The organism is Clostridia bacterium (genome assembly GCA_017410375.1).
GTDB lineage: Bacteria > Bacillota > Clostridia > RGIG6154 > RGIG6154 > RGIG6154.
In genome coordinates this window covers 40802-60642 of sequence record JAFQQW010000001.1, presented here as the reverse complement: position 1 = coordinate 60642, position 19841 = coordinate 40802, and the positions used below count along the sequence as shown (strand labels likewise).

The 19841-nt window shown below is 38.8% G+C and carries 14 protein-coding genes; 3 read left to right on the top strand and 11 right to left on the bottom strand.

Annotated elements, in window-relative coordinates; all coding sequences use genetic code 11:
- Positions 1 to 37 precede the first annotated feature (37 nt).
- Both IJE10_00245 and IJE10_00240 read left to right on the top strand, forming a co-directional pair.
- Entirely contained in the window at positions 38 to 826 is a 789-nt protein-coding gene (locus IJE10_00245; protein MBQ2966536.1) for a helix-turn-helix transcriptional regulator, read from the top strand.
- A 239-nt stretch (positions 827 to 1065) separates the two neighbouring features.
- The gene (locus IJE10_00240; GenBank protein MBQ2966535.1) at positions 1066 to 2265 is read left to right on the top strand and encodes an ATP-binding protein; all 1200 of its coding nucleotides are present in this window, start codon (positions 1066 to 1068) and stop codon (positions 2263 to 2265) included.
- Positions 2266 to 2293: 28 nt separating this feature from the next.
- Here IJE10_00240 and IJE10_00235 read toward each other — a convergent pair whose 3' ends face one another.
- The 3 genes from IJE10_00235 to IJE10_00225 all read right to left on the bottom strand — a co-directional run bounded on the left by IJE10_00235 (position 2294) and on the right by IJE10_00225 (position 5763).
- Positions 2294 to 3250 carry an alpha/beta fold hydrolase gene (locus IJE10_00235; protein ID MBQ2966534.1) on the bottom strand — a complete coding sequence of 319 codons (957 nt, stop codon included), beginning with the start codon at positions 3248 to 3250 and terminating at the stop codon, positions 2294 to 2296.
- Positions 3251 to 3262: 12 nt separating this feature from the next.
- Positions 3263 to 4153 (bottom strand): hypothetical protein, encoded by an 891-nt coding sequence (locus tag IJE10_00230; protein ID MBQ2966533.1) that lies wholly within the window; start codon positions 4151 to 4153, stop codon positions 3263 to 3265.
- A gap of 122 nt (positions 4154 to 4275) precedes the next feature.
- On the bottom strand, positions 4276 to 5763 hold the full coding sequence (locus IJE10_00225; protein MBQ2966532.1) for a hypothetical protein: 1488 nt from the start codon (positions 5761 to 5763) through the stop codon (positions 4276 to 4278).
- A gap of 150 nt (positions 5764 to 5913) precedes the next feature.
- Here IJE10_00225 and IJE10_00220 point away from each other — a divergent pair, with 150 nt between their 5' ends.
- Positions 5914 to 6735: a helix-turn-helix transcriptional regulator gene (locus tag IJE10_00220; protein MBQ2966531.1), complete on the top strand. Its 822-nt coding sequence runs from the start codon at positions 5914 to 5916 to the stop codon at positions 6733 to 6735.
- A 597-nt stretch (positions 6736 to 7332) separates the two neighbouring features.
- Here the strand turns inward: IJE10_00220 and IJE10_00215 are convergent.
- The 8 genes from IJE10_00215 to IJE10_00180 all read right to left on the bottom strand — a co-directional run bounded on the left by IJE10_00215 (position 7333) and on the right by IJE10_00180 (position 19816).
- On the bottom strand, positions 7333 to 8688 hold the full coding sequence (locus IJE10_00215) for an MATE family efflux transporter (GenBank protein ID MBQ2966530.1): 1356 nt from the start codon (positions 8686 to 8688) through the stop codon (positions 7333 to 7335).
- A 415-nt stretch (positions 8689 to 9103) separates the two neighbouring features.
- On the bottom strand, positions 9104 to 10168 hold the full coding sequence (locus IJE10_00210; GenBank protein ID MBQ2966529.1) for an exo-alpha-sialidase: 1065 nt from the start codon (positions 10166 to 10168) through the stop codon (positions 9104 to 9106).
- Positions 10169 to 10408: 240 nt separating this feature from the next.
- Positions 10409 to 12427 (bottom strand): hypothetical protein, encoded by a 2019-nt coding sequence (locus tag IJE10_00205; GenBank protein ID MBQ2966528.1) that lies wholly within the window; start codon positions 12425 to 12427, stop codon positions 10409 to 10411.
- Between the two features lies 1 nt (position 12428).
- The gene (locus tag IJE10_00200) at positions 12429 to 13658 is read right to left on the bottom strand and encodes an FAD-dependent oxidoreductase (protein MBQ2966527.1); all 1230 of its coding nucleotides are present in this window, start codon (positions 13656 to 13658) and stop codon (positions 12429 to 12431) included.
- A gap of 8 nt (positions 13659 to 13666) precedes the next feature.
- Entirely contained in the window at positions 13667 to 13840 is a 174-nt protein-coding gene (locus tag IJE10_00195; GenBank protein ID MBQ2966526.1) for a hypothetical protein, read from the bottom strand.
- A 141-nt stretch (positions 13841 to 13981) separates the two neighbouring features.
- Positions 13982 to 16852: an S-layer homology domain-containing protein gene (locus IJE10_00190; GenBank protein ID MBQ2966525.1), complete on the bottom strand. Its 2871-nt coding sequence runs from the start codon at positions 16850 to 16852 to the stop codon at positions 13982 to 13984.
- A 116-nt stretch (positions 16853 to 16968) separates the two neighbouring features.
- Complete coding sequence (locus tag IJE10_00185; protein ID MBQ2966524.1) at positions 16969 to 17730, bottom strand: helix-turn-helix transcriptional regulator; 762 nt, start codon at positions 17728 to 17730, stop codon at positions 16969 to 16971.
- Between the two features lie 637 nt (positions 17731 to 18367).
- Positions 18368 to 19816, bottom strand: a complete 1449-nt coding sequence (locus IJE10_00180; protein ID MBQ2966523.1) for an ADP-ribosylglycohydrolase family protein — start codon at positions 19814 to 19816, stop codon at positions 18368 to 18370.
- Positions 19817 to 19841: the final 25 nt, after the last annotated feature.

The following is a 19841-nucleotide window of genomic DNA, read 5'->3' as shown; positions in this document are numbered from 1 at the left end:
AAGAATGAATTATATAATAACACCAAGAGGTAATGTTATGAAAAATTTTATGAATTCTGATTTTAATATTACAAATATCATGCTTGCAACATATGTTAAACCCGGAACAGGCGAACCCGTTCATAAAAACAGAGCCTCGCACGGCATTGCTGTTAACATATCCCCAAATCCGGATGATGCAAAAAAATATGTTTTTTCTGATGAAAAAGTTGTTTCAGTTGGACAAAATGAGATTATTTATATGCCAAAAGGTTCAAGTTATACAGTCTGTTCGAAAATTTCGGGAAATTGTTATGCAATAAATTTTGATATTTCCGAAAATATTGATTTTGAACCGTTTTCCTTCAAATTAAAAAATGCTTCTGCTTTTATTAAGGAGTTTGAAAAGGCAACGGAATTATGGAAAAATAAAAACACCGCATTTCATATGCAGTGTAAATCAATTTTGTATAATATTATATCTATGATGCAGAGCGAATACAACTCAAAATACATGGCACGCAGTACCGCTAATCTGATTGCTCCTGCTGTTGAATATATTAAAAAGAATTACACAAACGAAAGTATATGCATTTCAGAGTTGTCTGCAATGTGCGATATAAGTGAAGATTATTTAAGAAAAATATTTAAAAATACATTTGGAATATCGCCGCGAAAATATATCAATGAACTGAAAATATCTTACGCAAAGGAGCTTATAACGTCCGGAATGTATACAATAACAGAAGCCGCTGAACTATCAGGCTATACAGATATGAGCTATTTCAGCAGAGAATTTAAAAAAGCATTTGGCATTTGCCCGGCTGATTACAGAAAAAGTACATAGTGCAACGCTACATATTGAAGTCATTTTGATGTGTTTTACAGAATATTCATTAGAACAAAATCGAGTAGGAGGCTAACCATAAGTTGATTAGCCTCCTACTTGATTAGGGAAAACTTATTTCCGAAACGTCTACAGAAATAAGTTGTCGAAATTTACAAGTTTTTTCTTGTATGAGAAAAAACTATTGGCAAAATCAAAGTTTTGTGTTAGTATAAAATCAAAGAAATGAGGTGCCAAAAATGATTCAGCGAAAAGAATATTTAGATAATTTAATAGCACTAAAAGATAAACAGGTTATCAAAGTTATCACCGGTGTCAGAAGATGCGGTAAATCTACTTTGTTTGAGTTGTACATTGACCATTTAAAGCAGACAGGCATAGATGATAGTCAAATTATATCGGTCAATCTTGAAGAGCTTGAAAATGCTGATTTATTGGATTACAAAGCGTTATACAACTATATAACTTCAAACCTTGTTCCCAATAAAAATAATTACATTTTTATAGATGAAGTGCAGAAATGTAGTGAATTTGAAAAAGCGGTTGACAGTCTTTTTATAAAGAAAAACTGCGATGTTTATATTACAGGTTCTAATGCTTATTTACTGTCAGGAGAACTTGCAACATTGCTTTCAGGAAGATATATTCAAATTGATATGTTACCCTTTTCTTTCAAAGAATACTACGAAGCAACAAAGGAAAGCGGCAAAAACAAACGAGAAATCTTTGATAGCTATTTAAGATATGGCTCGTTCCCCTATGTTGCATATCTTGAAAACAATGAGAAAGTTATAAATCAGTATATCGAAGGTAGCTACAACACCATTCTCTTAAAAGATGTTGCTACAAGAGAGAAAATAAATGATGTATCAGTATTGGAGAACATATTAAAAACCGTTGCCTCAAGTATAGGAAGTCCTATTTCGACAAAGAAAATAAGCGATACACTGATATCAAGTGGCAGAAAGATTTCGCCTAATACAGTTGAGGCGTATTTAAGAGCTTTGACAGACAGCTATATTCTTTATAATGCAACGAGATACGATATAAAAGGTAGACAATTCCTAAAAACTCTTGGCAAGTATTATTTTGTAGATAGTGGAATAAGAAATCATATTATAAGCCAATCCACAAGAGATTTGGGACATCTTCTTGAAAATGTGGTTTATCTTGAACTTTTAAGAAGAAAAAATCGTGTTAATATTGGTAAGTTAGCTGAAAAAGAAGTGGATTTTGTTGCAACCAATATGAACGAGGTTGAGTATTATCAGGTTTCTGCAAGCGTACTTGATGAAAAGACCTTAGAACGAGAACTAGCACCGTTGCAGGAGATAAAAGATAATTACCCAAAAACTCTTTTAACTCTTGATGATATCGGCAATGGAGCAAATTACGAAGGTATAAAGCAGATAAATGTGATTGATTGGTTGTTGGCATAACAAATTTACTCCTTGCTTTAAAAAATCATCAAAGAAAAAACAAAAATACTTTATCTGCAGCCGTGTTAATATCTTCATGCCCAAAATCGGGATATATAATGTGTGTCTTTTCGCAAACAAGCTTATTATATACTGCATACTGTGTTGATGGAGGACAAATTTCATCCATAAGTCCTGTTATAAATTGAGTTTTTGCTTTTATCCTTGGTGCAAGGTACTGCAAATCAATATAACCTAACTTGGTGAATATTTCGTTCTCCCTGATGTGTTCAGGGTCAAAATCCCTGAAGTACTGTCTCAATTCACCATACGCAGCTTTTGCCAGATCCATTTCCCAAACACGTTTATAATCCGATAAAAACGGGAATGTAGTCGAAATTCTTGCTACACGTGGTTCTAATGCAGCACAGGCAATTGTTAATGCACCGCCCTGACTTCCGCCCATAGCATATATTTTATTTTCATCAATAAAATCCATACTCATAGCAATGTTTGCAAGTTCAGCGGTATCAAGGAAAATATCTCGGAACAAAAGTTTATTTGGATCTTTGTCATCCAAGCCTCTTACAATGTGACCTGCATATGTAGTTCCGTGAACACCGCCTACATCTTCACTTTTTCCGCCCTGACCTCGTGCATCCATAGCAAAAACCGCAAAGCCTGCCTGTATATAAGACAATTTTTGGCACCAATCCCCACTATGACCTGAATAACCGTGGAACAAAAGAATTGCCGGTATTTTGCCTGTTATATTTTTCGGTCTTATATGTTTAGCATAAACTCTTGCACCGTTAACACCGGTAAAATACATATCGTAGCATTCGGCTCCGGGAAATTCAAATTCCTTTTTTATAAATTCAACCTTGGGATTTACCGCTTTCATTTCTTTTATGGCATTATCCCAATATTCATCAAAATCAACAGGTTTCGGATTTGTTCCTTCATATTTTTCCAATTCTTTAATTGGCATATCAATAAGTGGCATTTTTCTTTCCTCCTACAATTCTTCTTTAAATAAATTTCTATTATTATATTCTGCATACCCAATATATTCACGGTCAGCTGTTCTTCCGTTATACCAAAGCATCCATTTTTTATCTTTTTCATTCCATACAACTGTCGGCTTATAACATGCATCCGAATCCCACATACCTTTTTCAGGAACAATTAATGGATTTAATTTCGACCTTTCCCACCCGGTTATTCCATTTTTTGATTTTGCAACACAAATCTGTGCTGTATCAATATCCTTGTAGCCTATGTAGAACATTACATAACCCATGCCCTCTGTTTTAACAACATGGCAACCACCTATTCTGTTTTGCTCATATTCATTTTCAGGGTCACATACAAAAATAGGATTACATTTTGCTTTTTTCCATTCTATTCCGTTAGTGCTTGTTGCATAGGCATTAACATTAGGCTCATACGTCTCACCTGCCGAATACCACATTTTATATAATCCGTCATCATAGATTACACAGGGATTCATAACCGATTCCTTTTCCCAATTATACTCCGCAATCATGACAGGTTCTTCACTTACACGAATAAAATTTATACCATCATTGCTTACAGCATAACCGATATAGCTCTTTCCTCTTGCCTGACCGGTATACCACATCTTATACACATCATCAACCTTTATAACACAATTTCTGTTTATATCGTCCTCCCAGCCTGTTTTTTCGTTTGAACTCAAAGTAATAACCGGCTCACTCCAGTTAATTCCGTCATCACTGAAGGTAACAGCACATGCTTTCTTTGGCCTCCATGAAAAGTCCATTCTGTATCTTCCGTTGTCCACCCACACATATGCATCAAATGTTGTTCCGGTTGATTTGTCCCCAAAAACCGGATTTTTAATATATTTTTTAAAATTTTCCATAATATTCTCCTTTCCGCCTCACAGCATAAATCTAACTCAAAAAGCCCAAATCAGATTGATACTTAACGAATCAGATATACACCAACCAAAAAACGCTAATTTTCACATTAGTATCTTTATATTTAACCAATCATTCTTATCATCAGACCTTTTCCGCAGTTATATTTATCTCCTGTTTTATCATATATCACAGAATATTTTTTACCTCTTATATGAAGATTTTCAAGTTTGAACCATTCCCAATCTTCCGGAATCATTGGCATTAGCATCAATTCATCTTTTTCATATATAACACCTGCAATACCTGAAATAACAACATCACAGAACGTAGAATGATTATAATCCTTACCACGCTCCGGCATGCCACCTATATCCTTCATCCAGTCAAGATTTTTAAGTATCTCACGACTTGACCATTCATCCTTTAAAGGATGTCTTACCTCATCAATCCAATTTACAATTTTTCCATTTTCAGCAACCCGCTTATGGCTTTTTGCATACTGTTTACAAAGTTTAAAAAATGAATCTTTATACTTTTCTCTGTCACTGCAGTTTACAATCATGTTTCTCATAGCCGTAAGAGTCTGCGCTGTTGCAAATGGCCACACATAACCATTCCAAAGGCATTCATGGTCTACCTCATATAAAAATCTTTTGTTGTTTTTTTCTAAAGTTGCAAGACCAAATTCCGTAGAGAAGAAATTCTCGTCTGTCAGATATTCAAACACACTTTCTCTTTTCTCATACGGGATATTGAACATCCACGGGATATAGCCTATAAGTTCTTTCGGGCTTTTATCCCTCCAGTTTTCTATAATACTCTCAACGGTGCTTCCTTCTGCGTTGTCTTCAAAATGAAATGCTCTGTAAAATCCATCCTGCCAGAGATTTTTGTTTATGGCTTCTTTTAAGAGTTCGTATTTTTTCAGGTATTTTTCCTCTATATCTTTTTTCCCCATACGCCTTGCAAAATTGGCAATTGCCCATGCATCGGCACACATATATGAGTTAAGCGTAGGACGGATGCCCTTTAAACACCTCAAATCTTCAGTAGTTCCACTTACCATATATTCCATAGCATCGTAATTATCATAAGACCAGTACATTCCATTTGGAAGGAGATGTGTTTTTTCCCATTCCTCATAGTATCTGCATATCTTTTCAAGGAAGTCTGCACCCATATTCCATTCACCGTTTACCATACACATCTGATGAACAGCATATATGAGCCATGCACTGTACTGATGCCCCCTCTCCGGGTTATTCAAAAAGAAATTTATGTAATCTTTAAGATACTTCCCTGAATTTTTAAGCCAACGTCCCTCATAAAGATGATGCCCTACAGCGGCATTTATTTCATTATGTTTTCCACTCCACGAAACCTTTGGCAGAAATTCGCTTATAATATATCCATCCTCAGTCTTTTTAAGGTGTTTTCTGTATGTCCACCACCTGAAATAATAAGCTTCTTCAATATCCTCATCCGGACATTCAAAAACAGGAATCTCATCCGAAAGCCACTCATAAGCATGTGCATTATCTATAAGATTTACATACAATTCTTCGTCCTCTCCATTAAATTTATCTACATATTTTTTTATAATATCCATATTTCACCTCGCACAAATAACCATTGACAAATCCTCTCTATTTGTTTATAATTATATCAAATATTCAAGCTATATTCAATTACATATTGTTTCAAAAAATATGCAATTTGTTTTATAGTGTAAGAATTATTATTTGAGGAGTGATTAGCTATGTTGCTTAATGAAAATTGTTTTTTTAAAACAACTTTACCCCACATTGCAACAGAAACTGCAATAAAACTTTATTATTATGTGCAATGGACAGGACATTTTATATGTAAAAGTGATTTTTATATAAAAAGAAACAACCTGCCGAGCTACCTGCTTTTATATACCGTAAATGGTGAAGGCATTCTTAAATATAACGGAAAGCAATATTCTATCACTCCAAAAAGCATCTTTTTTATTGACTGTAAAAAAGCCCACGAATACTTTCCTTCAGGTGAAATTTGGGAGTTTAAATATATCCATTTCATGGGCGAACAAAGCAACAAATATTATAAATATATAACCGAGCTTTATAATTCTAATCTGATGACCGATTTGGCTGAAATTGAAGTATATTTTGACAAAATTTACGACTACATAAAAAAGACAATTCCTGAAGAAAAATGTTCTGATGTAATTTACCGCATACTTACAACGCTCATTTCCCACCACAGCATAAAATATGATAAATCCAGAATTAATGATGTACTTAATTATATATCAGAAAATTATTCAAATACGCTTTCAGCAGATACTCTTGCCGACATTTGTCATCTGAGTCGATGCTATTTTTCCACAGTATTCAAACAAAACACCGGTTTTTCCCCATATGAATACATATTAAATCTGAGGCTTCATGTATCTAAAAATCTTCTCAACAGTACTACAGATTCAATTGAAGAAATAAGCACAAAATGTGGTTTTGCTGATACTTCCTCATACATTCGTGCATTTAAGAAACACGAAGGGATTACACCCTTAGTTTATCGGAAACAAAACAAATAGTCTTTTGCTTGTAGGAGCACCTTTTCCAAAGAGATTAATCTGTAAAAAAAGATTATTTCACAGTGAAATAATCTAGGTGCATTTTGCACCGCCCAAAAAATTGTATCAAAATTGCACATTATCTTCAAAACAAAAAAGCACCCATCTCGGGTGCTTTTTTGTTTTGTTACCTCTCCTGCGTGAACGAACCACCGATAGGTCGGTTCGTCGGAGCAGACGCAAATGCGCGACAGCATTTGCGGACTGTGAAGTCTCGAGTAAACAATTTTTTCGTTGCTGACCGGGTCAGCCGAAAAAATGTGAAACGCAGAGTTTCCCGCGGAAAATATCCGCACATGCCCGAGATACTTCGCTAACGCTCAGAATGACAGGATTGATTGCACCCATCCCGGGTGCATTTTTGTTTTTATTCGTTTTTATAAGCTTATTAATGGTTATCCAAAACTCCTTATCAAAGGAATAATTTAAGGTTTGCTTATGATTTTAACTTCGATTGTTTTATCATTAATGATATCCTCTTCCGTAAAAGCGCAAAACTGAATTTTTCCTTTCTGCTTACAAACCATTCTGCCACCGACAAATAAAAATTGTCTGAAATTATGAAGTGAACCCCATTTTTATTTTTTTGAGTAAAAATCTGAATATTATGCAATGTACTAAAAACGTGCCGAGCCAGGAAAGCGGATAAGAAATAAACAAAGTTTCAATGGTAGGCGCCGCCTTAAACACAGTCAAAACCCATAAAATACGGATACCGCAAACGCCACCCAAGGTCACAATCATACTTTTAAACGAATGTCCCATACCGCGGATTGTGCCGCCCATTACGTTCATAAGTCCGCACAAGCCAAAAGTTACACCACTAATTAAAAGCACTGTTGCACCATACCGGATTGCCTCGGCATCTCCCGGTGTATAGAACCCAATAAAGGTATTTCTACCAAAGTAACTTAAAAGTGCAAGTAAGAACCAGAAAATACATACATAGCTCAGGCAAACCCGAACAATTTTTCCGATTCTGTCATATTTTTTAGCGCCCATGTTATGACTGACATATACCATAGGCGTTGTAAACATAGCATTAAAGACGATATCATAAAAATTTGTGATGTTATTTGCCGCAGTACTACCTGCAATCGCCGCCGCGCCAAAGCTGTTTATCCCCGACTGAATGATAACGGTGGAAAAAGAAAAGGTTGCACTCTGAATGCCTGCAGGCAAACCGATTTTCAAAACATCTATCGCCTGTCTTTTATAAATTTTAAGTTTCTTAAAAATAAGACGTGTATCATCCTCGCTCTTACAAAGGATAATCAGAATTGCAACTGCGTTAATAATCTGTGCAATAACGGTCGCAATGGCAACCCCCTCTGCCTGCATATGCAAGCCAACTACAAACAACAGATTTAACCCCACATTCACAATCCCTGATACAGACACAATGTAAAGTGGTTGTTTGGTTTCGCCTTTGGCGCGAAGAATTGCCGCGCCGATATTGTAAATAAGCATAGGAATTTTGTCCATAAATATAATTTTCATATAAATGGTTGCCTGCGGCATAACTTCTTCGGGCACCCCCGTCATACGGAGCAGGGGCTCTGCAAACAAAATACCCACAAGCGAAATAAAAAGACCGCCAATAATACAAAGAGAAATGGATGTATGTACAATTTTGTGAATATTTTTGGTGTCGTTTGCTCCAATGGCATTGCCGAGAAGCACCGTTACACCCGAAGTAAGTCCCAAAAACAGATTCAGCATCATTGCAGTAAGAGCGGCACTGGTGCCAACACCTGCCAGTGCTTCCTGCCCTGCGAAACGGCCTACAATAATGGTATCCGCCGCATTATAAAGGCTCTGTATAAGTCCGGTTAGCATTATGGGAAAGGCAAATTTAAAAATACTGCCCCAAAGAGGGCCTTGACACATATCCGCTTTTGTTTTGCTTGCCATACACACGCCACCTTTGCCATTTTTGTTCATTATACTCCCCTGCATTCACGCTGTCAAGGGAGAAACAACAAAAAATGCAGTATGCTTTACATTACTGCATTTTTTTGCTTTTTCTAATTCGCAAAATATCTAACCCCAAACTGATTTGCACCGAGAATCTTATTTTTAAGTACAGTACAAGGCGAAATTTACAAAAAATGGTTTTCTGTCGAATTATCCTTATGTGAGGATGTCGAGCAAGGTATTTCTTAATGATTCTTTGCCACAACACAATTTTTATTTGACAGGAACCAATTTAATCGCTGTGTTTCTGCAATTATTGCCACCGCAAGTGTAATTTACCGATGCATTTTTGTTTTATTCATTTTTATAAGCTTATTAATGGTTATCCAAAACTCCTTATCAAAGGAATAATTTAAGGTTTGCTTATGATTTTAACTTCGATTGTTTTATCATTCATGATATCATCTTCCGTAAAAGCGCAAAACAGAATTTCTTTTTCTTTTGTTCTGCCGTGGTCAAACACCAAATAAATTTTACCATCGTAAAAATCCACATCCGGATAGGAAGAAGTTCCTTCATAAATACATTTTTTGTATTTAAACGTTCTGCCGTCATCTTCTGAAAGATATACAGACATATTAATCCGTTTTTCTTTGTTGTCATTATTTACAAGTAAAATTCTACCGGATGGTGTTCTTGCAATGAAAAATCTTGTATTCGGACTTTCTATATCTGTAAGTTTGGCTTCAGACCAGGTTTTGCCCCCATCTTCTGACACGGTTTCTGCAAGATACCCGGTCGTATTTCGTGCAAGCATATGTAAAGAGCCGTCTTTCCGCTCATACACCATGGTTTCATCAAAAGGCGTTTCAATTTTCTTCGCCCCATAGTGTCTTTTAAAGGTTTCTCCTTTATCTTCCGAAATACTGTAACCGTAACAATCGGTAATCTGGTCATAATTGCAATTAAACCATCTGCCGTCAGACAGAACGGTTGTTTTGCAACGAAGAAAACCACTGTCAACATACCGAGGCGTGCTGAAAGTCGGCACTTCGGCATCCGGTTCATCACAAACAGTCAACCATTGTGCGTGATGAAAATCCGCAAAAATATATCCGTCTACCCAATGATAGCACTGTTCATCCGACTTAATGGTGTCATTTTGTACCCAATGCACAAAAAGCTTGCCTTCGGGTGATACAACAAGCTGAATATCAAGCGCATGTACGCAGAGCTCTTTATTGCTTGGAATAATCAAAATCGGCTCCGACCAGGTTTTTCCGTTGTCATCGCTGTAAATCAGCAAATTATAGTTTTCCATATGCGGTTCTCTTGTACCTCCGGCGTACCACCCCATAAAGATTCTGCCCTTTTTCGTAATCGCTATGGTAGGACAACCCTGAAATTGGCGGATAGCTTCGCTATATTTTTCATCTTTACAATTATAAAGCATTTCGCAGGGAATTCGCTTTGACATTTCATTTCCTCCCATCAAGTATAATATCTTAATTTGTTATTTTTAATATAACATTTGTATATATCTATAACATTTTCAAGGCACAGTTCCGACTTTTTAGGTATTTTATCAAGTGTAAATATTGTTTTATTCGCTTCATCTCTTTTGCAAGCACTGCAAAAAAACTTTGCTTCATCTCGCTCTATATACGATATTGAACACACCATATATCCTGTTTGGTGGTAGCAATATATTTCTCGGTTATTTTATCAAGATGTACATCGGATTACAATGCTTAAATTCTTCGCCTATTATCAACTCATCCTTTTGTTTTTGAATATTACCCGAAACCCATTTTCCATTTTTGTCAAGTAGTTTAAATTCTGTAGCCTTTTGCCATTTTGGAGGTAAATGCAAAGTTACATTATCAAGTGTGTCATCACCTAAATTAATCAGTGTAAGCATACCGTAAAATCCGCTTTCTTCGGGATTTATCGCTTCATTTACAATTGTATAAATGTTGGGTTGATTTTTAGCGAACACATAAGAATCGCTGCACCATTTCAGCATTTCATGGAATAAGTGCTGACGGCGGTAATTGATTAAGGAGTGAGATTTGTTTTTCTCAAGTGTCATTCCCATAATCACAATTTTTCCGCCCAGTTCGTTTTGGAAGCGTGTCATAGCAACCGATACGAACTCCTTATGCATCGTATACTCTTCACTGATAATTTCAACCTCAGGGTTTATAATTTTCATTTCAAAAAGCTTGCCGTTTTTACCGCGTGAAAACATATGTGCGGAAGGCATATTTTTTCCTTTGCTGTATGTATCAAAGGGCGGCTTTATGATTTCTCTCGCACCCAAATCATATTGAAGTCGGCCTTGTGCCACATCCTCGCCCATTTCAACACCTAAATATTTGCTGTATCCACGTGCACACAGCACCTTTGCGGCAGAACCGTCCAAAATCAGTCCTTTGGAAAAATATTGCATGATTTCATCATGGCTTTTGTATTTTGCCTGACGGGCATCCCAGAATGCTACATCCGACTCTGTGGTCATAAACGGAATACCAAACAACGATACACTTTCTGTCCAATACGGATTGGAAGGTAAGCCTTCTGCAGTATTCCAGAATGGGTCATATGCAATTTCTACACCTTGCAGTTTGCATTGCTTTGCAATCCGATGCACTTCATTAAAACGTTCACACTCATTTTTAAACATCTTGCCGTATGCCAGTTCCTCATTCATATCGTCCAGCATCTGTGCCGTCTGAAAGGTAGAACCGTCAAACCCAAAGGAATATGCAGCAGACATTATTGCACGCATTTTGTTGGCAGACATATAAAAAGTTGTGTGAGGAAAAGTGTCTGATTCGTGATAAAAAACAAAATTGTCGCCTATGTGTTGTTTAGAATAAAGGGCATGATACAATAGGGTTGGAATATCTTTTGAATCCTCACGGTTGCAATATGCCGTGCCGTGAATTCTGCAAAAAGGCGTGTGGTTTTTCCCTGCCAGTGCCCGTGCAACTTTTTCGGTTGAATCGCCGTCTGCATCGCAAGAACCGGGTTGCATGCTACCTATTGGAATTTCAGGTGATTTTTTGTCCACTTCTCTGCGTACTGCTTCAGAAAGGCTTACTAAAGAGTCACACATAAGCTCACGCCATTTTCTGAACAACTCATAAGATTCCGGTGTTTGTTTTTCAAAGATTTCAACTAGTTCTTCACGTGTAAAACGCTGAGCTGTTTTTTTCGCAAATGCCTCTAAATGACGGTTGCAATAGCAACCGTTCCATCTGCCTCTTGCAGCTGCAGAAACAGAGTAATCATCTTCAAAAAACACAAAAGACGGTTTTGCAATTTCAGCAAATCTCGCGGTTGCCTCTGAAAACATTTTTTGAAAAGCCGGGTCTAACGGACAGGACGCAAATGGTGTTTCGGTTCCGTCCGACATAATCATGCGCCTGCATTTTTCAGATGCACCGGATTTTACAGTCAGTTGATTCCACCATCCGCAATCTATACCATCCTTTAAAAGTTCTTTTTTAATTTCAACAAACATCTCTGCCATTTTTTCATAATGTGAAAGAGTCGGAATTTTTGTCATTCTCCAACCCGTACTGGGAAAAGCCAATGCAAAGCGAGTAATTCCGTATTTTTCTTTTTGAAAGCGAATAGCATCTATTACTTCATTTACATCCGGCCAATCCTGTTCAATCATAATCGGGACAATAATGTCAAGTTTATCGAAATCAAAAGTTTTTATCATATTACACCTCCAGAACGGCGCCTTTTTCGGTAAGCTTTTCTCTTAACTTTTTAACATCAATCGTATGTACATTTTTTCCTGTTTCAGCTGCTACTGCTACCGCAATACCTGTCGCTTCACCCATACACGCACAAATGGGCATAATGCGTACTGCAGAATGTGCAGCGTGCTCTGCAGAAAGGCATCTTCCTGCAACCAGCATATTGTCAAATTCCTTCGGCAATAGTGAGCGGTACGGAATTTGATAATATTCATCCTGCTTAAAGCTGTATGTATAGGTGCCGGTACCGTCGGGACTGTGAATATCTATACCGCGGCGTCCTAATGCGATTGTATCCTCAAAGGAAACCTTCTGCATCAAATCGTCCACTGTCAAAATATATTCTCCTTTAAGCTTACGGCTCTCACGCACCCCTATATGGCTTGCAATAGAAATAATACAACTATCTTTAAAAGCCTTAGAATTTTCCTTTAAAAAGCTCACAATTTCCCATATTTGTTTTCGAGACTCTATTTCTGCAAGACTCACCTCAAAAGGTTCAACAGGACTGTGCTTTACTATTCTTGTTGTATTAAAATGTACAATACCTTCCCCAACTCCTAAAAATACAAGAATATTTTCTCTTGGATTTGAAATTCTGCCTTCTTCGCGAGCTTGTTTATATTTTTCCTGCAGCATTTCTTTATCCTGGTTGAACTGTTCGATATCAACATTACTCATTCTGAAACAGGTAGTCATAGGCTGACTCAAGCCGTCTGCTTCTCTTCCAAGCTGAAAATCACAACCTGCCATGGCAATCAATTCTCCGTCACCCGAAGCGTCTATAAAGTAATCAGCCTCAATCTCCATAACACCTGATTTTGTTGCAACAAATACACTTTTAAGCAATCGCCCTTCTTTTTTCACATCAAAAACAGTTGCGTGAAACAGTACATCAACCCCTGCTTCTGTTATCATATCATCAAAAACAAACTTATAACATTCCCAGGAAGTATCGTTATACTTTTCTTTACGTTGTGTCATTTCCTCAAAAATACCGCGCGATAGCTGTACTTTATTTGGGCCGTAATTGTTCGCCATAAAAGGATATACCAAACTGTTTGACATCGCACCGCCTAAAGAACCGAATTTTTCAACCAGGAGAACCTTCATGCCTTCGCGTGCCGCACTTACTGCTGCCGCAATTCCTGATATTCCACCGCCTACTACAATCAAATTATATTTTTTCATGTTACAAATTATCCTTTGCTTCTGTCGAAAATTTCTGTATCGGCTAAAGGACCTGTTGAACTTTTACGTGGTCCTTCATGCCAGATGTTATCGTTCATCATATAGTTTTCCGCCTCTTGAATCAAATTCAGCGAGCCATCATGGAACATACCACCATATTCGGTGTTTAAGAATGTTTTCAATTTTAGAAAATTCTATTATTTGTAATCATTCGTTCCGGATTAAGTTTCAAAATTATTCTTTATCATCTATATCCTGTCCTTCAAGCTTTACGCCACGCATAAAGACAAGCGGAATATCCGAAATTTCAGTCATCACTTTCATTATTTGACAGGAACCAATTTTATAGCTGTGTTTCTGCAGTTTTGGCCGGTACAAGTGTAATTTACCGACGCATTTTTGTCCCCGGTAAGCTCATGCTCACCCAAAAGAATCCAGCCAAATTCTGCCGATTCACCGTCCTTAATCTTTAACGCCATAGAGCCGGCTAAAGCATCCTTGCCATCCTGGGTTAAAATCATGTCCATCTGTCCGATGTTGTTCTTATGAGGCATGCGCCACATATAAATCTTATACTTGCCTTTGGGTACCTCTGCTAAGGGGTATGTAGATTTGAGTCCTGCCACATTTGTCCACAAATGTTCCTTTGTACCGTCATAGTTCTTAAAAGAGGTAGAGGTTTTCCATTCGCCTTCGGTTACGCCCGGGATGATGATTTCACCCTCATAGGTGGTGTTATCTACTGGCTGTTCTGCAACCGTAACTGCGGGAACAACATTTTCTTCTTTCTCTTCGGTTTCATCTTCTACTTCTACGGGTGTACCAAAAACGGTGTAATTGGGGTCATTGACCTTATCGGGACGCTGCCAGATACGTACATAATCTACAACCTGTGCAGTTTTGTCAATGCTGTCCGGAATTGAGCCTGCCCAGTTAAGTACTGCAGAAGAAAGCATTGGGTAGGTCGGCCAAGATGCATTTTCGTTAACTTTTTCCGCAACCACTTTACCATCTAAATAATAAATCAGCTTATCTTCGTTCCACTCAAGGGCATAGGTGTGGAAATCTACGGACAAATCATATACAGAGCTTTCTTTTTCCGAATATGTTTTCTTGGTGCCGTCCTCATAGTATCTGTGATAGTTGGTGTTCATGATATTGGGATAATGTCCCTCGTTTACATCCAGCTCGTATCTGTATCCGGTATTGGGCAATTTTGTGCTGCCGGTTGTCATCCAGAAGGAGTTGTTAATACCGGAGCATTCTGCTATTTTATACCGTGCTTCCCAATAACCGTAGCTTTGCGAGAACACTTCGGGACGTACCCAAACCGAGCCTGCGGTCCATTCTTTGCCGCCTCTTTGTTCTCTTCTGACTTCAAGATTCAAATTGCCGTCTTTTACAACTGCGTTTTCGGGCCATCTGGACGAAAGGAGCGATGCGGGCGACTGTGCCGCAGATTTCCAGATACTCCAATCCATTTCGGTGCCGTTAAATTCATCATTAAATGTAAGCACCCATTCTTCGTCTGTCGGCGGTCCTGCCCAGACAAACATCTGCATAAAACGCTTTAAGATAACCGCGCCCTGTGCTCTTGTTGCATTGTCGAGTGCTGAAACGGTTGTGTCGGAGGTACCTTTGATAATACCTGTCTGAATCAAGTATTTGAGTGCATCGGTTGCCCAATCCGAAACCGAATCGGTATCGGTAAAGTTTTCCCAACCGTTAGGCAAGTCAGAAAGCCATTCGTCATTCTTTCCGATTTGCTTGATTGCATTATAAGTGAAAAGTGCCATTTCCTGACGGGTAATGGGTTGTTCGGGTTTAAAACCGTCCTCTGTCGGAAGACCGTTAAGCAAACCTTTTGCCTTTGCAGTTGCAACATAAGGTGCGTACCAGGCATCCTGCGCAACATCTGCATAGGATTCGCCTGCAACCGCTTCATAACCCATTGCTCTGTCCAAAATGGTGATGTATTCAGCTCTTGTGATTTGTGCTTCGGGGTCAAAAACGCCTCCTGCTACGCCCGAAACCAATCCTTCATTTGCCATATATTCCACATCATAGTTTGCCCAATGCCCTACCATGTCGTCAAATTTATCCAAAGGCACCATTGCAACCAATTTTGTGTAGGCATCTTCCAAAGGTGTTACATAAACGGTCTGCCACAAGCCACCTGTTTCACTGTTTAACACTTCAAACATAATGGTAGATGCTCTTGTGTTGCCTTTAACATCTGCAGTCGGCATGGTTACAAGCTTAACAAATTCTTCTTCAGGCTTACCTGCAAAATCAAAAGAGCCTAAAGTTACCCATTGATTTTCGGTATAGCTTGCAGGATTCAAATGAATTTCGTCCACTTTGCCGTTGTGATGCACTTCATATTTAACATCCGACACCTGATTTACGTGCCAGTAAAGCATATAAACCGAAATACGAACATCACCTACGGTGTTCAACTGCGGTTTGTATGTAACACTTGCTTCAGTTTCGCCTGCCGCAATCCAAAGGGATGCAGGAGCTTTGGTCATAGGACCGGGAACCGCCTGCGAAAACTTCCAACCGCCTTCTATTGTACATTCGCCCGAAGGTGTTACCGTAATCTGTTCGGTAAGCGAAGCACCGTCGGGTGCTGCGGTTTTTGGTTCTTCCTTTACTTCTTCTTTTACTTCTTCCTTTTTGGGCTCTGCAACCGGTTTGCTTTCGGTTACCGGTTTATCGGTGGGCACTAAACGGATTTTAGTTGCACGCACGTTGCCTTTTTGACACATAAGGGTTACATTCTGGTCGCCCTCTACCGCAAAATCGTACACGCCAAGGTTTACCCAACCGCTTTCCATCGGCTCGCCGTTTTGCTTGATGATAACCGACGCACCGTCTGTCTTTCCGTTGTGATTCACCGCAAAGTTTGCTGTTACACCATCGTTTTTATGGGCAATCAGCCAGTAATCCACTTCATAATTACCTGCCTTTATGCCTTCAATCTTAAAGGTTGCGGTGTTACCGGTAGTTGCTGTCCATTGATGCTTTAAGCCTGTGTGAGTAGAGCTTTTCCATTCGCCGGTAAGCTCGTAAGTTTCAATTGCAATTTCACCACTCTTGCTATCGGTGCTTGACACCTGCTCTGCCGCAAAAACGGGCACACAGGACAAAGTAAAAACAAAAGTAAGCAACAGTGCTAACAGTTTTTTCATGATTCATCCTCCTTTATTTGTTTTGAAAACTGTTCTAACAATTTAAGTGTATCACATCCACAAATATTTGTAAATTTCCTGCACTGACCAAAATCTCTCCAAAAATGCTCCACGTTTCATTTTAGTTTTAACTCTGTTGGCGTGCAACCGTACTCACGCCGTATGGCTTTCCAAAGTGCATTCGGATTGCTGTATCCGCATTTTTCTGCCGCTTCTGCTACACTCATACCTTTTTGGAGAACATCCTCTGCCTCGGCAAGTCTTAATCTTCTTATATATTTCATAGGCGAAATACCAATAGTGCGTGTAAACAAATGAATAAAATAACCCTCTGTGACATGTAATTCCTGCGCCAGAGATTTGACAGTTACTTCAAAAAGATTATTTATGATAATTTCCAATGCACGGTTTATAGTAACATTTCTGATAAAGGGTAATTCCGTATTATCTTCAAGAATAGTCAGAATTGTTTTCAGCAGATTACGCTCCGCTTCACGACTTAATCCTCCACTATAAACATGTGCGCAGTTACGATACCCTACATAATGCTGTGCCTGATTGACAAATTCAAAAAAATGATTCAGCCCACAAAAAGTGCCCGGCAGTTCTATAAAGCTGTTGCGCTGTAAAAGGGGTGTACATGAAAAATCAAAGCAGGTAAAATCAAAGTCATTGGCTTCCATCAGATTAAATTTGCTGCTTTGTGGCATGAAATAAAGATTACCTGCTGTTAAGGCGTAGGTTTTGCCTTCAAGCTGAATCACTGCATTCCCGGCGTTCACATAATACATGCGGCAAACAAACAACGCATTCGCCTTTCCCCAGCTCTCGTTTGTAATTTTTCGTTCGCAGTGATAGATATTCAACACATGTATCATAAGCTCTCTCCTTTTTCATCTTCGCATCTTCATTTTAGCATAGTTTTTCCCATTTGTAAACTACTGCAATGCATTTCCACCTATCCAAAATTGCTTTTTAATTTTTATCCGATTTCTCATCCTGCTTTAAAGGTATGCCAAACAAAAAAACGCCTACATAGAATTTCATTTTCCTTTTCGATAGTTTACACCTCAAATTACAATTATTAAAAGATTATTTCACAGTGAAATAATCTGGGTGCATTTTGCACCGCCCCAAAAATTGTATCAAAATCACACGTTATCTTCAAAACAAAAAAGCACCCATTTCGGGTGCCTTTTTGTTTTGTCGCCTCCGCGCGGAAGAAGAACACGCACAGCGTGTTCGTTTAGACAGCCAAGGAACGAAGTAAGTTGAACCGCCGTCTCTCGAATGCGCAAACTTTTTGGTTTGTGTCAAGGACACTCCAAAAAGTGCGAAATGCAGAGTTAAATGAGACTCCAAAATTTATTTTGGTTAGTCGAAGTTATGCAAATGACAGCTTGCTGTCATTGTATTCCCGCGGAGAGTTGTTCTCACCTATTCATATCTGCTATACTTATGAGATTCTTCACTTCGTTCAGAATGACAGAAAAAGCCGTCTATACGGGTTCTTTCTTAATAGAATGCTTTACAATCTGATTTGGCAAATACATAAATAGGCTGAATCGTCTCAAAAGGTCTGCCGGTGAACGAAACTTTCGCATAAATTTTATTTTCTGCATTTACTGTTTCGCCCACAGTTACTTTTATAGTGGTTTCACCCAATCTTTCCTGTTCGGATGCCCAATGTTGCACATAAACCGACGCTTCTGTTTTATCTGCCGTCCAACCTTCGGGCAATTGCAGCTGTACACGCATCTGTTTATAATCCGCTCTGCGGTTTTGTACTTTAAATGTGATATTTACCGACTCACCCGGCGCAATTTCAGCTTTATCCAGTTCCGCAAACACCAATGCGTGCACCATATCGGGAAAATAAACGGCATACCCCGATATGGGCAACGGCAAAGTTGCACGATAAGGTGTATACTTATATTCTTCGCACTCGGTTTCTCCATCGGTATATTCCATATAAATGCCGTAAGCCATTAAGCAGGACGGCACTTGCTTGTATACTCTGTCTGTCAATTCGGTTACACTTTCACAACGGCGCAAAAACGAATGGTCAATGGCAACCGATACAATGGAATCGCCAATATATTCCGCCCAATCTTCGGGCACGCAATCCATACCACTCATAATCCCCATAATGGAACCGATGGTTGCGCCGGTACAATCGGTATCATCACCGCAATTAATGGCATACAGCATAGATTTTTTATAGTCACCTTCGCCATAAAGCAAACCTAAAATCACAAAGCCCACATTGGCAGGTGCCATAAACCAGCCCAAATCTTCGCAAAGTTTTACAAGAGCATTTCGTGTGTCTGTCCAGTTTTCTTTTCGGTCATACATATCACAAACCAAATTTACAGCCTGTGCCATTCTGCAATCGGACGGAATAAAGGATAAGCCGACCTCTAACAATTTCCGAATATCCTTTTCGAAAAACGCCGCACTTTCCAAAGCCGCTACAAACATTGCGGCATAAGTACCTTCGCCCATTCCGTGGTCCACACACGCATCGTGATACGCATACTGTGCGGCAAGCTCTGGGAATCCGGGAAACAGACACGCCCAGATTTCTGTGCGAATCCACGCGCCGTTGGAATGCTTCCAAAAATCGTTTTTATATTCTCCCGAGTAGGGCGGAAGCAAGCCCATCTTCATATTTGCCATGCCGACACCGTACTCATTCCAAAGACCTGTTACATAATCCAGCCAATAGTTGCCGAGTACGTGTGGCGTCGTGTTTCGGATGCCGAAATCTTCTACTGCGGTAAGCCAGATTAACTGCAAATCCAAATCATCATTGGGAAGCGGAGCGCCTTTGGGTGTCGTATAACCTGTAATATCTAAAATATCGGTTTTGCGTTCAAAGGGCGCACCCATTGTGCCGCCGATGTTTTTACCCGTCCAGCAGGCACGGACTTTATCTAAATACATTTCTCTGTTCAGCTTCATATAATCTCCCCCTTTGTTTCACTAT